This is a genomic window from Mesorhizobium sp. B3-1-6, assembly GCF_006439555.1.
In the GTDB taxonomy this organism is placed as follows: domain Bacteria; phylum Pseudomonadota; class Alphaproteobacteria; order Rhizobiales; family Rhizobiaceae; genus Mesorhizobium.
In genome coordinates, this window is the sequence record NZ_VFTM01000049.1 from 17,744 (window position 1) to 35,956 (window position 18,213).

Sequence of the window (18,213 nt, forward strand, 5' to 3'; positions counted from 1 at the left end):
CCGGTCCCCACCGGCTATTGCTGCAGTTCCTGCGGCGGTTCCCGTGAAGGAACCTTGTATTCCTCGACCTTGTCGCCACGCGTCACGATCACCGTCTTTAGTTTCGGCTCGCCCTGGTCCTTCGTCATCGCCTTGACGAGCGAGGCGGCGTTCGCCTGCGCGTTTGCGGCAACCGAGCCGCCGAAGGACGAGATGGTCGTAAGCCCGCCATTGCTGGCGGTTGCGTCGGCGGCCGACCGCAGCGACAACGACAGCGTGCCGACGGTGCGGGCAAGCGCCACTTTCTGCGCCCCTTCGTTGGTGACTTCGAGGGTCACGGAATTGGCGATTTGCGGCTCCGTCTTGCGCTCGTCGGCGCCCTGTCCGACCGAAAGCACCTTGGCATCGGAGACGACGATCTCGGACGTGACGGTCGACCCGGCGGCGCCCTGCGCATTCTTGGACACTTCCTGGATATCGCCAGCGTCGCGCGTCAGCACGACGTCCACGCGGTCTCCCGGCGTGATGAAGCCGCCGACCCCGGCGATCTCATCGGTGCGGATGGTGACGGCCCGCATTCCCGGCGACAGCATGTTGGAAAGGGTGGCGCGGCCATTCGGCCCCGACAGCTTGGTGAGCAGCACCGGTTCGTTGACCTCGATCGGCGACAGCACGACCCGGCTGCCGTCCGCAAGCAGCTTGTCGATCGTCGGGAAAGCACCTTGCGGCAGGGAATCCTGAGGCCACGGAATCTCGGCGAGTTGCGGCCGTCCGAGCTCCATGCCGTAACGCAGCGGCGCTTGCGCCACCACGATGGTCTTGAACTCGACCTTGGGCTGCTGCGGCGCCATGACGGAGACGACCTTGACCTCGGGCTGAGCCTTTGCCTGGCTCTTGACCCAGAAATCCGCCGCAAAGATCGAGATCGCGCCGAACACGGCGGCGATGCCGATCATGGTAATGGCCCTGCCCCTCACAACGAAACCCCTGACGCCCGTGGTCTTTTGTTGGTTGGGCCTCACGCTAGGCGTTAATGTTAAAGAATCGGGAATACCGGGGCACGCCGACCGCCCTATTTCGGCCGGCTTGGTTATCGAATGGTTTTAGAATAAGAGACAGTTTGATCCCTGAACGGAACAGGAACTCGTTCGCCCGCCAAAAGCGTGGCAGTATCGAGACGTGATTCGCTTTACCGGACGCTAGGCCCAGCATGGACGACAGCAACGACCTCTTCGGCAAGATGGAAAAGCCGGCACAGCCGGTGCGCGCGCCGTCGCGCCCGGCCGATCCGCTCATGCAGGCCGCGAAGCGTTCGGCCCCCGCCCGCGACGGCAGCGAGGGCTACAGCGCCGCCGACATCGAGGTGCTGGAAGGGCTGGAACCGGTGCGCCGCCGTCCGGGCATGTATATCGGCGGCACCGACGACAAGGCGATGCATCACCTGTTCGCCGAGGTCATCGACAATTCCATGGACGAAGCTGTGGCCGGTCACGCCACCTTCATCGACGTCGAGCTTTCCGCCGACGGCTTCCTGACCGTCACCGACAACGGCCGCGGCATCCCGGTCGATCCGCATCCGAAATTCAAGAAGCCAGCGCTCGAAGTCATCATGACCACGCTGCATTCGGGCGGCAAGTTCGACTCCAAGGTCTACGAGACCTCCGGCGGCCTGCATGGCGTCGGCGTTTCGGTCGTCAACGCGTTGTCCGACCATCTCGAGGTCGAGGTCGCGCGGGGACGTCAGCTCTACCGCCAGCGTTTTTCGCGCGGCGTCCCGGTCAGCGGTCTTGAGCATCTCGGCGAGGTCCACAACCGCCGCGGCACCAGGACCCGCTTCCATCCCGACGAGCAGATTTTCGGCAAGGGCGCCGCCTTCGAACCGGCGCGGCTTTACCGCATGACGCGCTCGAAGGCCTATCTGTTCGGCGGCGTCGAGATCCGCTGGACCTGCGATCCGTCGCTGATCAAGGAAAAGGACCAGACGCCGGCCAAGGCCGAGTTCCATTTCCCCGGCGGCCTGAAGGACTATCTCAAGGCGACGCTCGGCGACGAATTCCAGGTCACGCGCGAGGTCTTCGCCGGCAAGAGCGACAAGCAGGGCGGTCATGCTTCGCTCGAATGGGCGGTGACCTGGTTCGGCGGCGACGGTTTCCTCAACTCCTATTGCAACACCATTCCGACCCCCGAAGGCGGCACGCATGAGGCCGGATTCCGCAACGTGCTGACGCGCGGACTGCGCGCTTACGCCGACCTCATCGGCAACAAGCGCGCCTCGATCATCACCACCGACGACGTGATGATCTCGGCCGCCGGCATGCTGTCGGTGTTCATCCGCGAGCCTGAATTCGTCGGCCAGACCAAGGACAGGCTGGCGACGATCGAGGCGATGCGCATCGTCGAGAACGCCCTTCGCGACCCGTTCGACCACTGGCTGGCAGACAATCCGCAGGAAGCCTCGAAGCTTCTGGAGTGGGTGATCGCGCGCGCCGACGAACGCGTGCGGCGCCGCCAGGAAAAGGAAGTCTCGCGCAAGAGCGCGGTGCGCAAGCTGCGCCTTCCGGGCAAGCTCGCCGACTGCACGCAGAACGCCGCCGCCGGCGCCGAGATCTTCATCGTCGAGGGCGACTCGGCCGGCGGCTCGGCCAAGCAGGCGCGCGACCGCGCCAGCCAGGCGGTGCTGCCGCTGCGCGGCAAGATCCTCAACGTCGCCTCCGCCGGCAACGACAAGCTTGCTGCCAACCAGCAGATTTCCGACCTGATCCAGGCGCTCGGCTGCGGCACGCGCTCGAAATACCGCGACGAGGATCTGCGCTACGACCGCGTGATCATCATGACCGACGCCGACGTCGACGGCGCGCACATCGCTTCGCTGTTGATCACCTTCTTCTATCAGGAGATGCCGAACCTGATCCGCGGCGGCCATCTCTATATGGCCGTGCCGCCGCTCTATTCGATCCGGCAGGGCGGCAAGGTCGGCTACGCTCGCGACGACGCGCACAAGGACGAACTGCTGCGCACCGAATTCACCGGCCGCGGCAAGGTCGAGATCGGCCGCTTCAAGGGCCTCGGCGAGATGATGGCCGCGCAGCTCAAGGAGACCACGATGGATCCGAGGAAGCGCACGCTTCTAAGGGTCGACGTGATCGACGCCGAGCAGGCCACCAAGGATGCCGTCGACGCGCTGATGGGCACCAAGCCCGAGGCGCGTTTCCGCTTCATCCAGGAGCGCGCCGAATTCGCAGAGGCGGACGTGCTGGATATCTGATCGCCTGCCGGTCCATAACAGTCTCCGGCACGGAGAACCGATGTGACCTGGACGCGGTTGAAAGAGCTTGTCGAGACGCCCTTAAGCGGTTTGACGCAGCCGACCCGTTCGGACTGGATTTTTGCCCTGCGCACGGTTTCGGCCGGACTGATCGCGCTGCTTGTCGCCTACGCGCTGAAGCTCGACCATCCGCAATGGGCGATGATGACGGTGTTCATCGTCGCGCAGCCGGTCGCCGGCATGGTGCTGGCAAAGGGCTTCTACCGGCTGCTCGGCACGCTGGCCGGCGGCCTGGCGGCCGTCGGCATCACATCGCTGTTCGGCGCCAATCCCTGGCTGTTGGTGAGCGTGCTGGCGCTCTGGATCGGCGTCTGCACGCTGGTCTCGTCGCTATTGCGCAACCCGGAAGCCTATGGCGCCGCGCTTGCCGGCTATACCGCGATGATCATCAGCCTGCCGGCCCTCGGACAACCGCATATAGTCGTCGACCTGGCCGTCGCCCGCTGCGCGGAGATCGCGCTCGGCATCGTCTGCGCCGGCGTCACCAGCCGGCTGATCCTGCCGAAGCTCGCGGCCGACGCCATCATCTCCAGGTTGAAGCGCAGCATCCTCGACCTCGCCGAATATGCCGGCGGCGCCTTTTCCAACGGCGATCCGGCAAGCCTCGCCGCACTCCAGCGCAAGCTGATCACCGATGCCCAGACGCTTGCCGAGATGCGCACCTATGCGCGGCTGGAGGCGCCGAGCTTCGCCACCCGCGCCCACCCGGTGCGGCGCACGATCGGTCAGCTTCTGTGGGCGCTTTCGGCGGCGCGCGCACTGCACAGCCACCGCAGGCCGAAGAACGCGGCGCTCATTCCCATGCGCAGCGAATTGAAGGCCTTCGTCGGCGAACTGGCGGCGACACCCGGCGCGCTCGACGACACCGGCCCCTGGGTGGCGCGGCTCGGTGCGATCGCAAGCAAGGCCAGGGAGATGCCCGACCTTCCCAACGATGACGGCTCCAGCGATACCGCCGAAGACAAGGTCGGCACCATCACCCGCCTGACCATTGCCGGCGATTTCGCCGAGGCGCTGAAGCAGGTGATGCGCGGCCTTGACGCGCTTCGCTCGCCCGTCTCGCGGAAGTCGAGCGAGCGGGCCCAGCCGGCGCTGGTCGTCCACCGCGACTACCAGGCCGCGTGGCGCAACGCCGTGCGCGCCGCGCTCGCGACGTTGCTCGTGGCGATCTTCTGGCTGACGACCAAATGGTCGGAAGCCGCCGGCACCGTCATCCTCGTCGCCGTCGTCTCCAGCCTGTTCGCGGCGCGCCCGGATCCGGTGCAGTCCGCCTGGGGTTTCTTCACCGGAACGCTGATCGCGCTGCCTTTTGCCTTTCTGGTCGGCCAGGTCGCGCTGCCGGCGCTGCCGGGCTTCGGCTGGTTCACGCTCCTCGTGGTGCCGATCCTGGTGCCCGCGGCGCTCGGCATGGCAAATCCCCGCCATGTCGGCGTCGCCACCGCCTTCGCCATCAACTTCCTCGCCTTCCTCAGCCCGCATCAGCAGATGATCTACGATCCCGGGCCGTTCTTCGCCGGCTCGGCGTCGATCCTGGTCGGCATCCTGATTGCCATCGGCGTCTTCATCGTCGTGCTGCCCGCCGACCCCTGGGTCACCGTGGAGCGTATCTCGCAGGCGATGCGCGAGGATCTGGCGCGGCTTTGCCTGCATGAGCGCATTCCCCGGCGCTCGGCCTTCGAAAGCCTCGCCTATGACCGGATCAACCAGTTGATGCCGCAGGTGCAGCAAACGGGCCGCAAGGGCGATCCCATTCTTGGCGGAAGCATTTCGGCCGTCACCGTCGGGCTGGAAGTGCTGCGGCTGCGCCACGCGCAACTGAACTCCGCCGTCCCGCACGAAACGGTCGAGTCCATCGGCAATTTCCTGCGCGGCCTGGCGCGCGAATTGCTGTTTAAACGGCCGGGCGAGCCGCAGACCGCGACCGTCGCGGTGGCGAGGGAATATGCGGCCAGCATCGCCCAACGCAGCGATCGGCTCGAAATGCTGCAGATCACCGCCTCGCTGCGCATCATCGCCGCGGCGATGGAAGATTGTCCGGATTTCTTTGCGAAGGGCCGCCACTGAACAATTCGGAGCCCCGTTTCAGGTGAGACCGGTTCGGGAATGGTTCTTGTTAGGCTGGTCGAGACATTCTAGGTTGGACACATGGCGCTCAAACGGATGGACAACATAGGAATCGTCGTCGAGGACCTCGACGAGACGATTGAATTCTTCCGCGAGCTCGGTCTTGAACTCGAGGGACGGGCCATTATCGAGGGAGAATGGGCCGGACGTGTCACCGGACTCGGCGATCAGCACGTCGAGATTGCGATGATGCGCACGCCGGACGGTCACAGCCGGCTCGAGCTGTCCCGCTTCATCACACCGCCTGTCGTCGCGGATCACCGCAACGCTCCGGTGAACGCCCTGGGCTATCTCCGCGTCATGTTCGCCGTGGACGACGTCGACGAGACGCTTGAGAGACTCCGCAAGCGCGGCGCCGAGCTCGTCGGCGACGTGGTCCAGTATAAGGACGCGTATCGGCTCTGCTACATCCGCGGGCCTGAAGGGCTTCTCATCGGCCTCGCCCAGGAACTCGGCTGAGACGTGAATATGCCCTAGGCCGCGGCGATGGCCAGCGCGTGCCCGCGCGCATTTTCCCGCAAGGCGTCGAGGTGGATAGACTTCACCAGTCCGGCAAGATCGCCCTCGGCGGATTGGCCGCCGAGCTCCTTCAACATCAGCCAGCTCACTTCCTGTACGCCGGCGACACGCCGGCCGTTGGCGACCTCGCGCCAGATCTTGAGCGCGCGCAGGATGATGGCATGCGTGGCCGGCGCAAGTCCGGCGCTGCGGAACAGCGCCTGCAGGGCCACGTCGTGCCCGCCGGCGAGAAGTGCCGTCACCCGCTGCTCGGACTGTTGGGCCAAAGCCACCAGCGTCGAGCCGAAGAAGTCCACCTTGCCATGCGCGATGGTGCGGATGATGAAGCTTGCCGTAAGGTCGCCGCGCAGCCTCAGATGCTCGATCAGCGCGGCATGTTCTTCCAGGCGCGTTCCCTCGATCAGCGTCACCGAGGCCTTCACGCAGGCGTCGCGCATCACGCGATCGGCGCGCGCCGCACCCATCATCGCCAGCACCAGGGGTGAACCTTTCAGGGTCTCGCCGAGCTTGACCAGCAGCATGTGCCGGCAATCGGCGGGCAGGCGTCGATCGGCAATCAGCGCCTCGCGCACCAGCGGCAGGTGGCCGTGCCGCTCGGCCATGCGGCGGAAGCTCAGCGAAGCAATCTCGGCGCCGCTGTTGCCGACCAGCGCGGCGCAGGCCTCCGGTTCGCCGATCTCGGCGATCGCCGCCGCCAGCGACATCGAGACGACCGGACGGTTGGCGATCAGCTTCTGCGTCGCCTTCTGGCCGCAGGCGACGCGCTCGACCAGATCGGCATCGGTAAGCAGCGGCGAACGCGCCAGAACCAGCGCCGCGACTTCCGGCTGGTCGGCGGCCAACGCGCTGATCACCTGCGGCGGCGCGTGATGGCTCATCGACAGCGCCTCGGCGAGCGCCTGGCGCACCTTGGAGGAAGCGTCGTCCAGAAGCAGCGTGAGCGCCGCCTCGGCGGCGCAGCGATCCTCGAACGGCAGATCGGAATTGATATAGGCACGCGCCAGCGCGCTCGCGGCGGCGGCACGCTCGGAAACCCGTGCCGTATCAATCCATTTTAGAAAGTGCGAAACAACCATGCCGACCAGCTACGCCCTCGCCGGGATGTTCCCGGCCCCGTTGTCAACGGTAGGCTGGAAATGGTTTACGAACGGTTCACCATGTTTCTTAACCGGCTTGATGGAGGCGCGGCCAACGCCTATCAAGCAGGTGCATTGGAGGAGATCGAACCATGGCCGGGCTTTACCTGGAAGAGTTTGTCGTCGGCCACGTTTTCCATCACACGCTGCGCAAGACAGTGACCGAGAGCGACAACATGCTGTTTTCGGTGATGACGCTGAACCCGCAGCCCCTGCACATCGATTTCGACTTCGCCGCAAAGACCGAATGGGGCAAGCCGCTGGTGAATTCGCTGTTCACGCTCGGCCTGATGATCGGCATTTCGGTGAACGACATCACCGTCGGCACCACGGTCGCCAATCTCGGCATGAAGGAGACGGTGTTCCCGCATCCCGTCTTTCACGGCGACACCATCCGGGTCGAGACGACGGTCGTCTCCGTGCGCGAGTCCAAGTCGAAACCCGACCGCGGCATCGTCGAGTTCGAGCATCGCGCCTACAATCAAAATGCCGTTCTCGTCGCCAAATGCACAAGGCAGGCGATGATGCTGAAGAAGGCGGCCTGATGCGCTCGCTGCTTTTCGTACCCGGCGACTCCGAGCGGAAGCTGGAAAAAGGTTTTGAAGCCGGTGCCGACGTGGTCATCGTCGATCTTGAGGATTCCGTCGCCGCCGCGAACAAGGGAGCGGCACGCACGACCGCGGCCGGGTCCATTTCGAGCCAAAGACACCGGACGGGTTCCGCCATCTATGTGCGGGTCAACGACCTGTCGACCGGCCTCACCGACGCCGATCTCGCGGCACTCGTCGCCGCGAAGCCCGACGGCATCATGCTGCCCAAGTCGAACAGCGGACGGGACGTCCAGCAGCTGGCGGCGAAGCTCCGGGTGCATGAGGCCGAAAACGGGCTGCCGGACGGCGCCATAAGAATCCTGCCGATCATCACCGAGACCGCGGCGGGCGTGTTGGCGGCGGCCAGCTATGCCGGAACGAGCGCGCGGCTCGCCGGCCTGACCTGGGGCGCCGAGGACTTGTCGGCCGCGATCGGCGCGCGCTCGACCCGCGACGAGGGCGGCCGCTACACCGAGCTGTTTCGCCTGGCGCGCACCATGACCATTCTGGCGGCCGGCGCGGCCGAAGTCGCCGCCATCGACACCGTCTTTCCGGATTTCCGCGACATGGCCGCCTTCGAGAAGGAATGCCGCGAGGCCGAGCGCGACGGCTTCACCGGCAAGATGGCGATCCATCCGGCGCAGGTGCCGGTCATCAACGCCGCCTTCACGCCGTCCGCCGAAGCGGTCGGGCGGTCGCAGGCGATCGTCGACGCCTTCGCGGCGGCGGGAAACCCGGGCGTCGTCGGCATCGACGGCAAGATGTACGACCGGCCGCATCTGCGCCTGGCCGAGCGTTTGCTGGCTCGCGCTAGAGCAATTCCAGGAAAAGTGTGAGCGGTTTTCTGTCCGGAATTGCGTAAAAACAAGGAGCATTTCACCGTTTCACGGAAACGGTGAAATGCTCTAGGGCGGCAGGCAGCGCCGCCTGACCGCTACCAGACCATCGGGATCAGTTTGTAGCGAACGCGCGCGGCGTAATCGTCATAGCCCCGCAGGCCGGTCCGCAAGGTCTTTTCCTCGATGAAGGTGCGGATGGCGAGCAGGACGATGAAGGCGGGGACCGATGCCAACCCCCACCAGGAACCAAGCAGCAGCGCCGTGCCGGCAAAATAGAGTATGGCGCCGGCATACATGGGGTGGCGGACATAGCCGTATGGACCGGTGGTGATCACCTTCTGCCCGCGCTCGTCCTGGATCTTCACGACAGGCGCCGCAAAGCTGTTTTCCAGCATCGTGAGATAGCAGATCCAGATGCCGACGAGCAGGACCAGCACGCCGACCACCTGCACCCATACGGGAGTTGCCGACCAGCGGAAGCGGAAGTCGAGCCCCATCAGGACCAGCCAGGCGAAAATGCCGATAAGCAATAGGCTCAGCACGATCTTGTCGGCCGCGGTCTGGGTCTTCTGGATCGGCGGGCGGAGGCGCTCGTTCATCAGGCCTGGATCGCGCCGGGCGAGCGCCACGCCCATGGTCAGGCTCAGTCCGACCATCACGACTATGTACACCCAGGCTCCGGTCCAGTGCAGCGTGCCGGCCGACACGAACATCAGCGCGCCCATGATGCCGAACCATACGAATGTCTGGAAAACCAATCTCGAGACCATGACCAACCTTCCGTGACGTCCCCCGCCACTATTGGCCGCCCGCCGAGCCGTTCTGCGAAAATCCCAAAAGATCCTAACCGGCCCAGGGACCGGCGTAATCGGCATAGAGCTTCGCCGGATCGGGCCGTGGCCGCTCCGGCGCAGGCCCATGATACGACCCGATATGGACGAAGCCGATGACGCGCTCCTGCGGCGACAGCCCGAGGATCGCCCTGCCCTCGGCCACATCGGAATACCAGTTGCTGATCATGTTGGTGCCATAGCCCAGCGCGTTGGCCGCGATCATCAGGTTCATGGCCGCCATGCCGCCCGACAGGAACATCTCCCATTGCGGGATCTTCGGGTTCTCCTTTGGCACCGACACGACGCCGATCACCAGAGGCGCGCGCGAGAAGCGCGCCAATTCCTGGTTGCGCCGGCCTTCCGGCAATGGCCCCTCGCGCTGCTCGGCAAGCGCCGCCAGCTTCCGGCCTATCTCGACCCGCGCTTCGCCGCGATAGAGGATGAAACGCCAGGGCTCGAGCCTGCCATGGTCGGGCACGCGCGAGGCCGCCGCGATCATCGTCGCGATCTCGGCATCGCTCGGCGCCGGCTCCTTGAGGTCGGGGATCGGCGCGGAATTGCGGGTGAGCAGGAAGTCGATGATCGGCGACGCCATGGGCGCAAGTCTCCTAAGCATTCAATAGCATTCAATTTTGAGCTGAAGCACGCCATCGGGAGGTCGGGCGGCTCGGGCGGTGGCGTTTTGCGCCGGATAAGAAGCTGCCGCGCCGGGGCGACGCGCTTCTAGAGTATGATGCCGAAAAGTGTGAAGCGGTTTTCGGACGACATCATGCTCTACTTCTTTGACTTAGAGCCGGATTCAGATTTCAGGTCAATTCGACCTGAAATCATCCGGCTCTAGGCCTTGAAATTGCCACCGCCTTGGGCTTCAACGCAAGCATGTTTGAGGGGTACCTGCGCCTTTTCGTGATCGCACTGGTCGCTGCGTTGTTCGCGGTGCCGGTTTCCTTCGCGCTCGCCCAGAACGCCAATGATGTCGGCAACATCAAACTTCCAGGCATTTCGAGCTATGCGACGCCAAAGACCGGGGCGCCGCTGGCGCTCGGCAATGGCGGCGCCATCACCCTGTCGGCGCAGTTGACCGACAAGGGCGCCGACATCACTCGCGGCATCGTCTGGCGCGTCTTCAAGCCGGAACCCGCCAGCGACGGCAAGCTGCCGATGGTGGCGTCCGCGCATGGCGGCACGGCCGTGTTCCAGCTCGACCCGGGCAGCTATCTCGTCCATGCCTCCTACGGACGCGCCGGCGCCACCAAGCGCATCACCGTCGGCAAGGAGGCCCGGCGCGAAAGCCTTGTGCTCGATGCCGGCGGCCTGAAGCTCGACGCGGTGACATCGGGCGGCGCGCCCATCCCGTCGAAGAAACTGCGCTTTTCGATCTATGAAGGCGCGGCCGCGGCCAATGGCGACCGGGCGCTGATCGCCCCCGACGTCGCGCCGAACACCGTGGTGCGGCTGAATGCCGGCACCTACCATGTCGTCTCCACCTATGGCGCGGTCAACGCCGTGATCCGCTCCGATATCCGCGTCGAGGCCGGCAAGCTGACGGAGGCGACCGTCGAGCACCGCGCCGCCGAGATGACGATGAAGCTGGTGCGCGAGCCCGGCGGCGAAGCCATCGCCGACACGTCCTGGTCGCTGCTCAACGAAAGCGGCGATCCGATCAAGGAAGCGGTCGGCGCCTTCGCATCGATGGTGCTGGCCGAAGGCCAGTACACCATCATCGCCAAGAACCGCGACCGCATCTACCAGAAGGACTTCACGGTCGTTGCCGGCCAGAATCAGGAAATCGAGGTGGTGGCCAATGAGCAGTCCGCCATCGATCCGGAGGAAGGCGCGGACTGACCGGGTACGGCTCGCTCTCAGTTGAAGTGGTAGTTCAGGCCGATGCGAACGGTCTGCTCGTGGAACTTGGCCGACACTTTGAAATCCACCGGAGCAGTCGCGGGAGCTGTAAAAGACCGACGCCCGAGATCAACATAGAGGTACTCGGCTTTGACGCTCCAGTTGGGCGCCAGCATCGTCTCGACGCCCGCTCCCAACGCCCAGCCCAACCGGGTGCTGTCGGACGAACTGTTTACGCAAGTATCAACTTCGGAGCAGGGATTCTGCGCGGGTATGGGAGGCAAATTGACCGTGCTGAAGCCAATATTGGTCTTGCCGTAGGCCAAACCGCCAGTCGCGTAGACCAGCCATTGCGGATCGACGAGATAGCCGGCGCGGGCGCGCACGGTGCCATACCAGTCAACTTTCTTGCTGACGGTCGTATCTGTCTGGTCAAAAGACTGGGGGCTCCTTAGTTGCGTCTCCGAGCCCTTTATCCCCGACGCCTGAATATCCGCCTCGATGCCGACGACCCAGTTGGAAGGCAGCTGCCAGTTATAGCCAACCTGGCCCCCGCCAACGACGCCGCGCGCGGAGGGTGACATCGACGTTGGAAACGCACCGGCCTCGTTAAGAGCGTCTACAATCGCCTGAATGTCTTCAATAGGAAAATCAGGCGGTGCGTGTTCAGGCCCTGGTTTCAACAATAAACCCAAGTCGCCTGAATCCCAGCCATAGCCGATATTGGCGCCGATATAGGCGCCACTCCAAGAGGGGGCCGCATCGCCGGCCATTGCGGAGTTGATACCAACTCCTGCGGCACCCAGGACCAGTCCCGTCAATACAATAGTGTTGGCGATATTCATCGGCTCAGCTCCCCACCCAGCTTTTGATAGCAAATCGCGCAACCCGTGACTGCGGCTATTAAGCCACAGTATGAATATCTATAAATTACTAAAGCAACAGCTAAAATAAGGCTATCAAGGGTGACTATGTCGCCAAGACGAAGCTTGTCCGTCAGGCGGCCTTGCGCATCCGCTTCGGCAGGAACGGCACACGTCCGCGTTGCGCAGCCGGGATCGCTAGGTCGAAGACCGAGCGGTAGAGACGATCGAGCAGCGCCTTGCGCTCGCGCAGCGGCTCGAGGTCGCGCCAGCTCAGCACGTCGCCTACCCGCACCTCGATTGTCCTGCCTGACAGACGGGCGAACTCGCGGATGAGCAGGGAAAGACGCAGCGTCAACGATGCCTTGCCGATGAACTTGGCCACACGGTTGTCGCGCTCGGCCATGTTCATCGGACCGCTGACGAGGTGGAACAGACGCCCATTCTGGCCGGAAAAGTGCATCGGGATGACCGAGGCCTTGGCTTCCTGAACCAGCTTGGCCGGAAACATCTTCCATGGCAGGTCGATGGCGCGGCCGAAGACCTTGGGCGCCGTGGCGACACCGCCAGCGGGGAAGATCACGATGGTGACACCTTCCTTCAACAGCCTCACGGCCTCATGGCGCACCGCCATATTGTTCTTCAGCGCTTCCTTTGTCTCGGAAAAATCGATCGGCAGCGAATAGGGCTCCATCTCGCGGATCCTGAGCAGGTCCTTATGGATCATGACCCGGAACGGGCGGCCCAACTGCTCGACAAGCGAAAGCACGGCAATGCCGTCGCCGATGCCGAAGGGGTGGTTGGCGACGATGACCAGCGGCGTATCGGGCAGCGCCGCCGGCGGCCATTGCACGGCGTTGCGGACCTTGACGTCGATCAGCTCCAGCATGCGGGTGAACACGCGGTCGCCGGTGGGAACCACCTGGCGGCGCCAGAAGTCGTAGAGCACGGCAAAGCGGTCGCGACCCGACAGACCCTCAACGGAATGGATGAACCAGCGCGTCAGCACCGGTTGATGCGGGTTGGCGTAGGAAAGCTCGGGAAATCGTCTTTCCCGCAGTTTCAACTTGAGCATGGCGGCTCGTTACAAGGCTGGCGTGACAGGCATATGAAAATGGCGGTGGAGACGCCACCGCCATTCTAGGAAGTGCTGGTAGATCAGGCTGCGCGACGCTTGCGGTCGGGCGAGACCGCCTCGTCGGAAAGCTGCTTCACCGCTTCGTCGAGCTTCAGCGATTCCTGCTCGCGGGAGCCCAGCCGGCGGACATTGACGGTTTCCTCTTCCGCCTCGCGCTTGCCGCAGACGAGGATGACCGGGACCTTGGCCAGGGAATGCTCACGCACCTTGTAGTTGATCTTCTCGTTGCGCAGGTCGGCTTCGGCCAACAGTCCCGCCGCCTTCAGCCGTTCGACGACCTTGATGGCGTATTGGTCCGCATCCGAGGTGATCGTCGCCACCACCACCTGCAGCGGCGCGAACCACAGCGGGAAATGGCCGGAATAATTCTCGATCAGGATGCCGAGAAACCGCTCCATCGAGCCGCAGACCGCGCGATGCACCATCACCGGCTGCTTCTTCTCCGAGTCCGAGCCGATATAGAAGGCGCCGAAGCGCTCCGGCAGGTTGAAGTCGACTTGCGTGGTGCCGCATTGCCATTCGCGGCCGATGGCGTCCTTCAGCACATACTCGAACTTCGGCCCGTAGAACGCGCCCTCGCCCGGATTGATCGAGGTCTTGATGCGGTTGCCGGAGCGCGCGCGGATCGTCTCCAGCACGTTGCTCATGATCGCCTCGGCATGATCCCAGGCCTCGTCGGTGCCGACGCGCTTGTCCGGCCGGGTCGACAGCTTCACGCTGACCTCGTCGAAGCCGAAATCGGCATAGGTCGACAGGATCAGGTCGTTGATGCGCAGGCATTCGGCCGCGAGCTGCTCCTCGGTGCAGAAGATATGCGCGTCGTCCTGCGTGAAGCCGCGTACGCGCATCAGCCCGTGCAGCGCGCCCGACGGCTCGTAGCGATGCACATTGCCGAACTCCGCAAGCTTGACGGGCAGTTCGCGGTAGGACTTCAACCCGTGCTTGAAGATCTGCACGTGACCGGGACAGTTCATCGGCTTCAGCGCGAAGACACGGTCGTCGTCGGTATCGTCGCCGGCGACAGTCACCTTGAACATCGCATCGCGATACCAGCCCCAGTGGCCCGACGTCTCCCACAGGCTCTTGTCCAGCACCTGCGGCGCGTTGACCTCCTGATAGCCGTGCTCGTCGAGGCGGCGGCGCATGTAGTTGATCAGGTTCTGCACCATCTTCCAGCCCTTGGCGTGCCAGAAGACGACGCCCGGCCCCTCTTCCTGGAAATGGAACAGGTCCATCTCGCGGCCGAGCTTGCGATGATCGCGCTTCTCCGCCTCTTCCAGCAGCGTCTGGTAGGCCTCGAGCTGCGCCTGGTCGGCAAAGGCTGTGCCGTAGATGCGCGTTAGCATCGGATTGTTCGAGTCACCGCGCCAATAGGCGCCCGCCACCTTCATCAGCTTGAAGGCATTGCCGATCTGCCCGGTCGAGGCCATGTGCGGACCGCGGCACAAGTCGAACCAGTCGCCCTGGGCGTAGATCTTGAGGTCCTGGTCTTCCGGAATGGCGTCGATCAGCTCGAGCTTGTAGCGCTCGCCCTTGTCGGCGAAGACCTTCTTCGCCTTCTCGCGCGACCACACTTCCTTGGTGAACGGCTTGTTGCGCGCAATGATCTCGCGCATCTTCTTCTCGATCACCGGGAAATCGTCCGGCGTGAACGGCTCGTTGCGCGCGAAGTCGTAATAGAACCCGTTCTCGATCACCGGCCCGATTGTCACCTGCGTTCCCGGCCACAGCTCCTGCACGGCCTCTGCCAGCACATGCGCCGTGTCGTGGCGGATGAGTTCCAGCGCGCGCGGATCCTCGCGGGTGATGATCTCGACCTTGCCGGACGTGCCGAGCGGATCGGAAAGATCGCGAACGGTGCCTTCGAGGCTATAGGCGACAGCCTTCTTGGCCAGCGACTTGGAGATCGATTCGGCAAGACCCGCGCCGGTCAGCGCCGCATCGTACTCGCGGATGGAACCATCGGGAAATGTCAGGGAAACGGAATTCGGCATCAGGGTTCTCCTATCCAGTCCCGCAAACGAGCGCGGGTGGTAAAATGCATGCCGCAGGATGCGTTGCGGCATGCAGAGGGTTAGCCGGAGGCGTCCGGCAGCGGCAGTCTTTTATGAGGAGTTTCCGCCGCCGTAAAGCCGCAAGCCGTTCTATTTGATAAGGCCGGGCAAATCCTTCAGGAACGCCGCCCGCGTCGCGAGGCCTTTCGGCTTATCGGTCCGTTTGGCATCGACGACCAGCCTTGCAAATACGATGCGGCGGCCGTTCTTCTCCGCCCAGCCGACGAACCAGCCGAGCGTGCGCTTGCCGTCCTGGCCGAGCCTTGTGCTGCCGGTCTTGCCTTGCACGGTCCAATCCCCTGCCGCGAAGGTCGGAAGGATCGCCCCGGTCATCTCATGCGCCTTCGCCGACACCGGCATCTTGCCTGCGAGCAGCTGGCGAAGGAACGCCGTCTGCTCGACCGGCGATATCTCGAGCGAGGAATTTATCCATGATTGCGTGAGCCCGTTGTCCTTGCCGGCATCGCCCGAGACGTCCTTGTTGCCATAGCCGAATTTCGACACGTAGCCGGCGAACTTCTCGGCGCCGAGACGCCGCGTGATCTCGCGCGAGTACCAGACGATGGAGTCGCGCTCCCAGATCGTCGGATCGACGGTCTTCTGGTCACGCTTCGCCGCCTTGAATTCCGGCTTGTAGTCCCAGCTCGGCGTGTGCTGATCGCTCAGAATGCCGGAATCGTAGCCGATCAGCGCGAGCGGCACCTTGAACGTCGAGGCCGGACTGACGCGGTGGTCGCAGACGCCGTCCTGGTAAAGCGTTTCGCCGCTCCGTGAATCCTGGATCAGCGTGCAGCGGATATCGTCGAGCGGCGCCGATTGCGCCCGCACCGGCAAGCCCAGCATCCAGGCCAGAAGGAGGGGGGCGATGGCGAAAATGAAAGGATAGCGGTCCATCTGGCGCATGGCGAAGTCACTCCGGAATGAGATTGCGGGAGCGGCTTAGCGAGGCGACTTGTCTCGATTTTGTCTCAAATTCGCAGTGTTCGTGCAGCTTCGCGTTAACCCTACCGGGCGGTAAACAAAGCTTAGACGATGACAGGCCTGCGAACTGTCTTGCCCGGCTGCGGGTCGGCCTTCAAAGCGCCATTTGGCTCAGCGGCAGGGCCGGCCGGATTTTCATTCACGGCTTTCGGCATATCGCGTGGCTGCGGCATCAGTCCGAGGAATTCAGGCCGCAGCCCATCGCCCCGCTTGGCGGCATGGGCGTGAATGGCCAGGAACAACGACATCATGGGGAACCTCGCATCTTGGAGGGCTCCAGTGTCGCTTCGGCCAGCGGGTGCCGCCACCCGTTTCGGGACAAGCCTCAGCTATTGGCTTCGCCGCGTTTCTTACCGATCCGCCAGTAGCGCCAGGGCATGAACCAGACATAGCGCTGGGCAAGCGTCTCCGGCACGCGGTCGATGCCGTGCGTTCCGAGCGGACCGCAGCGCAGGACCCGGAACAGGCCCATCCAGCCACCGGCCCAAAGGCCATGGCGAGCTATCGCCTCATGCGCATATTCGGAGCAGGTCGGCAGGTGCCGGCAGCTGTTGCCGACGAAGCCCGAGAGCGTCAGTTGATAGAGGCGCACGAGCGACGTGCCCAGGATGCGCCCAGGCGTCTTGCGCCATGGCCCCGGCCAGTTGCGCCCGCTCTGCACCGGCCGGACGCCATGGGTATGCCCGGAATGGTCGCCCATTTCTCCGCAGCCTGTTTCACTGCGCGATAGATGTGGGCTCCGGCGCTGAAACGCAATGCCCTCATGGCCTGGAGCGCCGGACGGGATGGCTGCCGGTCCATGGGCGATGGTGAGAGGGAAGATCGCGACAGTTATGGTGGCCGCCGCGCACGACTTCGCCGTGCCATTGGAAGGTCGCTATCCGTATCACATCACTGAAAATGGCCAGGAACTCGTTCATGGCAGGTCTCCTTTGAAACGGATTAGACTGCTGCTGGTCTTCCTGCTCAAACGAGTATAATTTCCGCTTTGAATAACTTGAGGTTATGCGAATGAAGCGAGGACGGCTGCCGCTGACGGCACTCAGGAGTTTTGAAACGGCCGGCCGGCATTTGAGCTTCAGCCGGGCGGCCGAGGAGCTTTATGTCTCGCAGGCCGCGATCAGCCGTCAGATCCGCGAGCTCGAGACCTTCCTTGGAAGACCGCTGTTTCTGCGCCTCCATCGCCGCGTCGAACTGACCGATGCGGGACAAAGGCTGCTCGACCGATTGGTCAGGAGCTTCGATGACATCGACCGGGTGCTTTCGGAGCTTACGGCCTCGCCGGCGCAAGCCGTCGTCCGTGTAAGCGTCGAACCGTCGCTTGCCGCCGTATGGTTGGTGCCGCGGCTCAATCGCTTCCGCCAATTACGGCCCGATATCGATGTGTCCCTCGAAGTCGATCCACGACCGATCGAGTTCCGCAGCGATCAGCCCGAACTCGCCTTGCGTTTCAGCGCGCACGCCACGTCATGGCCGCGCAGCGAGGCCGAGCGCCTGGTCTCGACCGTCGATTCACCGGTTCTGTCGCCGGGGTTGTTGGCATCCGGCCCTCCCTTGGAGAAGCCGATCGACCTTCGCCATTACACGCTGCTGCATGAGGAAAACCGCCAGGGTTGGGCGCGCTGGTTCCAGGCAGCCGGCGTGCCCGCCGATGCGGTACCCGCGCGTGGCCCGATGCTGGCGGACATCTCGCTGTCGAAACAGGCTGCGCTGCTCGGCCATGGCGTGGCGCTCGGCGATCTCCTCCAGGTCGGGGAAGAACTCGCGTCAGGCACTTTGATCAAGCCGTTCGATATCGATGTCGCTTCCGGCGCCTACTGGCTGGTGGCCAGGAGCCGGCGGAATCTGCCGGAACCCGCCAAGGCTTTTGCCGACTGGATCCGAAGCGAGTTCGCCGTGACCAGGGGAGCGGCCTAGGCGGTGGTGACGATTTAACTATTTGAGCCAGATGGCGATAGCGGCGAGTTTGACGAAGCCCATGAAGTTG

17 protein-coding genes are annotated in these 18,213 nt (G+C 64.0%); 8 read left to right on the plus strand and 9 right to left on the minus strand.

Going from position 1 to position 18,213, the window contains the following annotated elements; genetic code table 11:
- Window positions 1-14: 14 nt before the first annotated feature.
- Complete coding sequence (gene cpaB / locus FJ414_RS29250; RefSeq protein WP_140647830.1) at window positions 15-935, minus strand: Flp pilus assembly protein CpaB; 921 nt, start codon at window positions 933-935, stop codon at window positions 15-17.
- A gap of 254 nt (window positions 936-1,189) precedes the next feature.
- Between cpaB and parE the strand changes: the two genes are divergently transcribed.
- From parE to FJ414_RS29265, 3 genes are all read left to right on the plus strand, one after another.
- On the plus strand, window positions 1,190-3,244 hold the full coding sequence (gene parE, locus FJ414_RS29255; RefSeq protein ID WP_140647831.1) for a DNA topoisomerase IV subunit B: 2,055 nt from the start codon (window positions 1,190-1,192) through the stop codon (window positions 3,242-3,244).
- Between the two features lie 42 nt (window positions 3,245-3,286).
- A complete protein-coding gene (locus tag FJ414_RS29260; protein ID WP_140647832.1) occupies window positions 3,287-5,368 on the plus strand; it encodes an FUSC family protein in 2,082 nt (693 codons plus the stop codon).
- Window positions 5,369-5,449: 81 nt separating this feature from the next.
- The gene (locus tag FJ414_RS29265; RefSeq protein WP_140647833.1) at window positions 5,450-5,887 is read left to right on the plus strand and encodes a VOC family protein; all 438 of its coding nucleotides are present in this window, start codon (window positions 5,450-5,452) and stop codon (window positions 5,885-5,887) included.
- 14 nt (window positions 5,888-5,901) lie between these two features.
- On the opposite strand, the gene FJ414_RS29270 is transcribed toward FJ414_RS29265, so the two are convergent.
- Window positions 5,902-7,023, minus strand: coding sequence for a DUF2336 domain-containing protein (locus tag FJ414_RS29270; protein ID WP_140647834.1), 1,122 nt, complete (start codon window positions 7,021-7,023; stop codon window positions 5,902-5,904).
- A 152-nt stretch (window positions 7,024-7,175) separates the two neighbouring features.
- Between FJ414_RS29270 and FJ414_RS29275 the strand changes: the two genes are divergently transcribed.
- Complete coding sequence (locus FJ414_RS29275) at window positions 7,176-7,628, plus strand: MaoC family dehydratase (RefSeq protein WP_140647835.1); 453 nt, start codon at window positions 7,176-7,178, stop codon at window positions 7,626-7,628.
- On the plus strand, window positions 7,628-8,509 hold the full coding sequence (locus FJ414_RS29280) for a CoA ester lyase (protein ID WP_140647836.1): 882 nt from the start codon (window positions 7,628-7,630) through the stop codon (window positions 8,507-8,509). The genes FJ414_RS29275 and FJ414_RS29280 overlap by 1 nt, the downstream gene beginning before the upstream one ends.
- 98 nt (window positions 8,510-8,607) lie before the next feature.
- On the opposite strand, the gene FJ414_RS29285 is transcribed toward FJ414_RS29280, so the two are convergent.
- Both FJ414_RS29285 and FJ414_RS29290 read right to left on the minus strand, forming a co-directional pair.
- Window positions 8,608-9,282 (minus strand): isoprenylcysteine carboxylmethyltransferase family protein, encoded by a 675-nt coding sequence (locus FJ414_RS29285; RefSeq protein WP_140647837.1) that lies wholly within the window; start codon window positions 9,280-9,282, stop codon window positions 8,608-8,610.
- 73 nt (window positions 9,283-9,355) lie between these two features.
- Window positions 9,356-9,940 (minus strand): nitroreductase, encoded by a 585-nt coding sequence (locus FJ414_RS29290; RefSeq protein WP_140647838.1) that lies wholly within the window; start codon window positions 9,938-9,940, stop codon window positions 9,356-9,358.
- A 284-nt stretch (window positions 9,941-10,224) separates the two neighbouring features.
- Between FJ414_RS29290 and FJ414_RS29295 the strand changes: the two genes are divergently transcribed.
- The gene (locus tag FJ414_RS29295) at window positions 10,225-11,190 is read left to right on the plus strand and encodes a hypothetical protein (protein ID WP_140647839.1); all 966 of its coding nucleotides are present in this window, start codon (window positions 10,225-10,227) and stop codon (window positions 11,188-11,190) included.
- Window positions 11,191-11,207: 17 nt separating this feature from the next.
- Here the strand turns inward: FJ414_RS29295 and FJ414_RS29300 are convergent, their stop codons facing one another.
- The 5 genes from FJ414_RS29300 to yidD all read right to left on the minus strand — a co-directional run bounded on the left by FJ414_RS29300 (window position 11,208) and on the right by yidD (window position 16,926).
- Window positions 11,208-12,035 (minus strand): outer membrane protein, encoded by an 828-nt coding sequence (locus FJ414_RS29300; protein WP_140647840.1) that lies wholly within the window; start codon window positions 12,033-12,035, stop codon window positions 11,208-11,210.
- Between the two features lie 151 nt (window positions 12,036-12,186).
- On the minus strand, window positions 12,187-13,128 hold the full coding sequence (locus FJ414_RS29305; protein WP_140647841.1) for a GNAT family N-acetyltransferase: 942 nt from the start codon (window positions 13,126-13,128) through the stop codon (window positions 12,187-12,189).
- Between the two features lie 83 nt (window positions 13,129-13,211).
- The gene (gene thrS, locus FJ414_RS29310; protein ID WP_140647842.1) at window positions 13,212-15,185 is read right to left on the minus strand and encodes a threonine--tRNA ligase; all 1,974 of its coding nucleotides are present in this window, start codon (window positions 15,183-15,185) and stop codon (window positions 13,212-13,214) included.
- Window positions 15,186-15,335: 150 nt separating this feature from the next.
- Complete coding sequence (gene blaOXA / locus FJ414_RS29315; RefSeq protein WP_140647843.1) at window positions 15,336-16,148, minus strand: class D beta-lactamase; 813 nt, start codon at window positions 16,146-16,148, stop codon at window positions 15,336-15,338.
- Window positions 16,149-16,551: 403 nt separating this feature from the next.
- Window positions 16,552-16,926 (minus strand): membrane protein insertion efficiency factor YidD, encoded by a 375-nt coding sequence (gene yidD, locus FJ414_RS29320; protein ID WP_140647844.1) that lies wholly within the window; start codon window positions 16,924-16,926, stop codon window positions 16,552-16,554.
- A gap of 85 nt (window positions 16,927-17,011) precedes the next feature.
- On the opposite strand from yidD, the gene FJ414_RS29325 reads away from it, so the two are divergent.
- Both FJ414_RS29325 and FJ414_RS29330 read left to right on the plus strand, forming a co-directional pair.
- Window positions 17,012-17,206 carry a hypothetical protein gene (locus tag FJ414_RS29325; RefSeq protein WP_140647845.1) on the plus strand — a complete coding sequence of 65 codons (195 nt, stop codon included), beginning with the start codon at window positions 17,012-17,014 and terminating at the stop codon, window positions 17,204-17,206.
- A 31-nt stretch (window positions 17,207-17,237) separates the two neighbouring features.
- Window positions 17,238-18,143: a LysR substrate-binding domain-containing protein gene (locus tag FJ414_RS29330; RefSeq protein ID WP_140647846.1), complete on the plus strand. Its 906-nt coding sequence runs from the start codon at window positions 17,238-17,240 to the stop codon at window positions 18,141-18,143.
- The last annotated feature ends 70 nt before the right edge of the window (window positions 18,144-18,213 follow it).

Coding starts and splice junctions, on each gene's coding strand:
- thrS (WP_140647842.1), bottom strand. CDS start 15,185: ATGCCGAATTCCGTTTCCCTGACATTTCCCGATGGTTCCATCCGCGAG.
- FJ414_RS29280 (WP_140647836.1), top strand. CDS start 7,628: ATGCGCTCGCTGCTTTTCGTACCCGGCGACTCCGAGCGGAAGCTGGAA.
- parE (WP_140647831.1), top strand. CDS start 1,190: ATGGACGACAGCAACGACCTCTTCGGCAAGATGGAAAAGCCGGCACAG.
- FJ414_RS29295 (WP_140647839.1), top strand. CDS start 10,225: ATGTTTGAGGGGTACCTGCGCCTTTTCGTGATCGCACTGGTCGCTGCG.
- FJ414_RS29330 (WP_140647846.1), top strand. CDS start 17,238: ATGAAGCGAGGACGGCTGCCGCTGACGGCACTCAGGAGTTTTGAAACG.
- FJ414_RS29290 (WP_140647838.1), bottom strand. CDS start 9,940: ATGGCGTCGCCGATCATCGACTTCCTGCTCACCCGCAATTCCGCGCCG.
- FJ414_RS29275 (WP_140647835.1), top strand. CDS start 7,176: ATGGCCGGGCTTTACCTGGAAGAGTTTGTCGTCGGCCACGTTTTCCAT.
- FJ414_RS29305 (WP_140647841.1), bottom strand. CDS start 13,128: ATGCTCAAGTTGAAACTGCGGGAAAGACGATTTCCCGAGCTTTCCTAC.
- FJ414_RS29265 (WP_140647833.1), top strand. CDS start 5,450: ATGGCGCTCAAACGGATGGACAACATAGGAATCGTCGTCGAGGACCTC.
- FJ414_RS29285 (WP_140647837.1), bottom strand. CDS start 9,282: ATGGTCTCGAGATTGGTTTTCCAGACATTCGTATGGTTCGGCATCATG.
- blaOXA (WP_140647843.1), bottom strand. CDS start 16,148: ATGCGCCAGATGGACCGCTATCCTTTCATTTTCGCCATCGCCCCCCTC.
- FJ414_RS29270 (WP_140647834.1), bottom strand. CDS start 7,023: ATGGTTGTTTCGCACTTTCTAAAATGGATTGATACGGCACGGGTTTCC.
- FJ414_RS29325 (WP_140647845.1), top strand. CDS start 17,012: ATGGCTGCCGGTCCATGGGCGATGGTGAGAGGGAAGATCGCGACAGTT.
- yidD (WP_140647844.1), bottom strand. CDS start 16,926: ATGGGCGACCATTCCGGGCATACCCATGGCGTCCGGCCGGTGCAGAGC.
- FJ414_RS29300 (WP_140647840.1), bottom strand. CDS start 12,035: ATGAATATCGCCAACACTATTGTATTGACGGGACTGGTCCTGGGTGCC.
- cpaB (WP_140647830.1), bottom strand. CDS start 935: ATGATCGGCATCGCCGCCGTGTTCGGCGCGATCTCGATCTTTGCGGCG.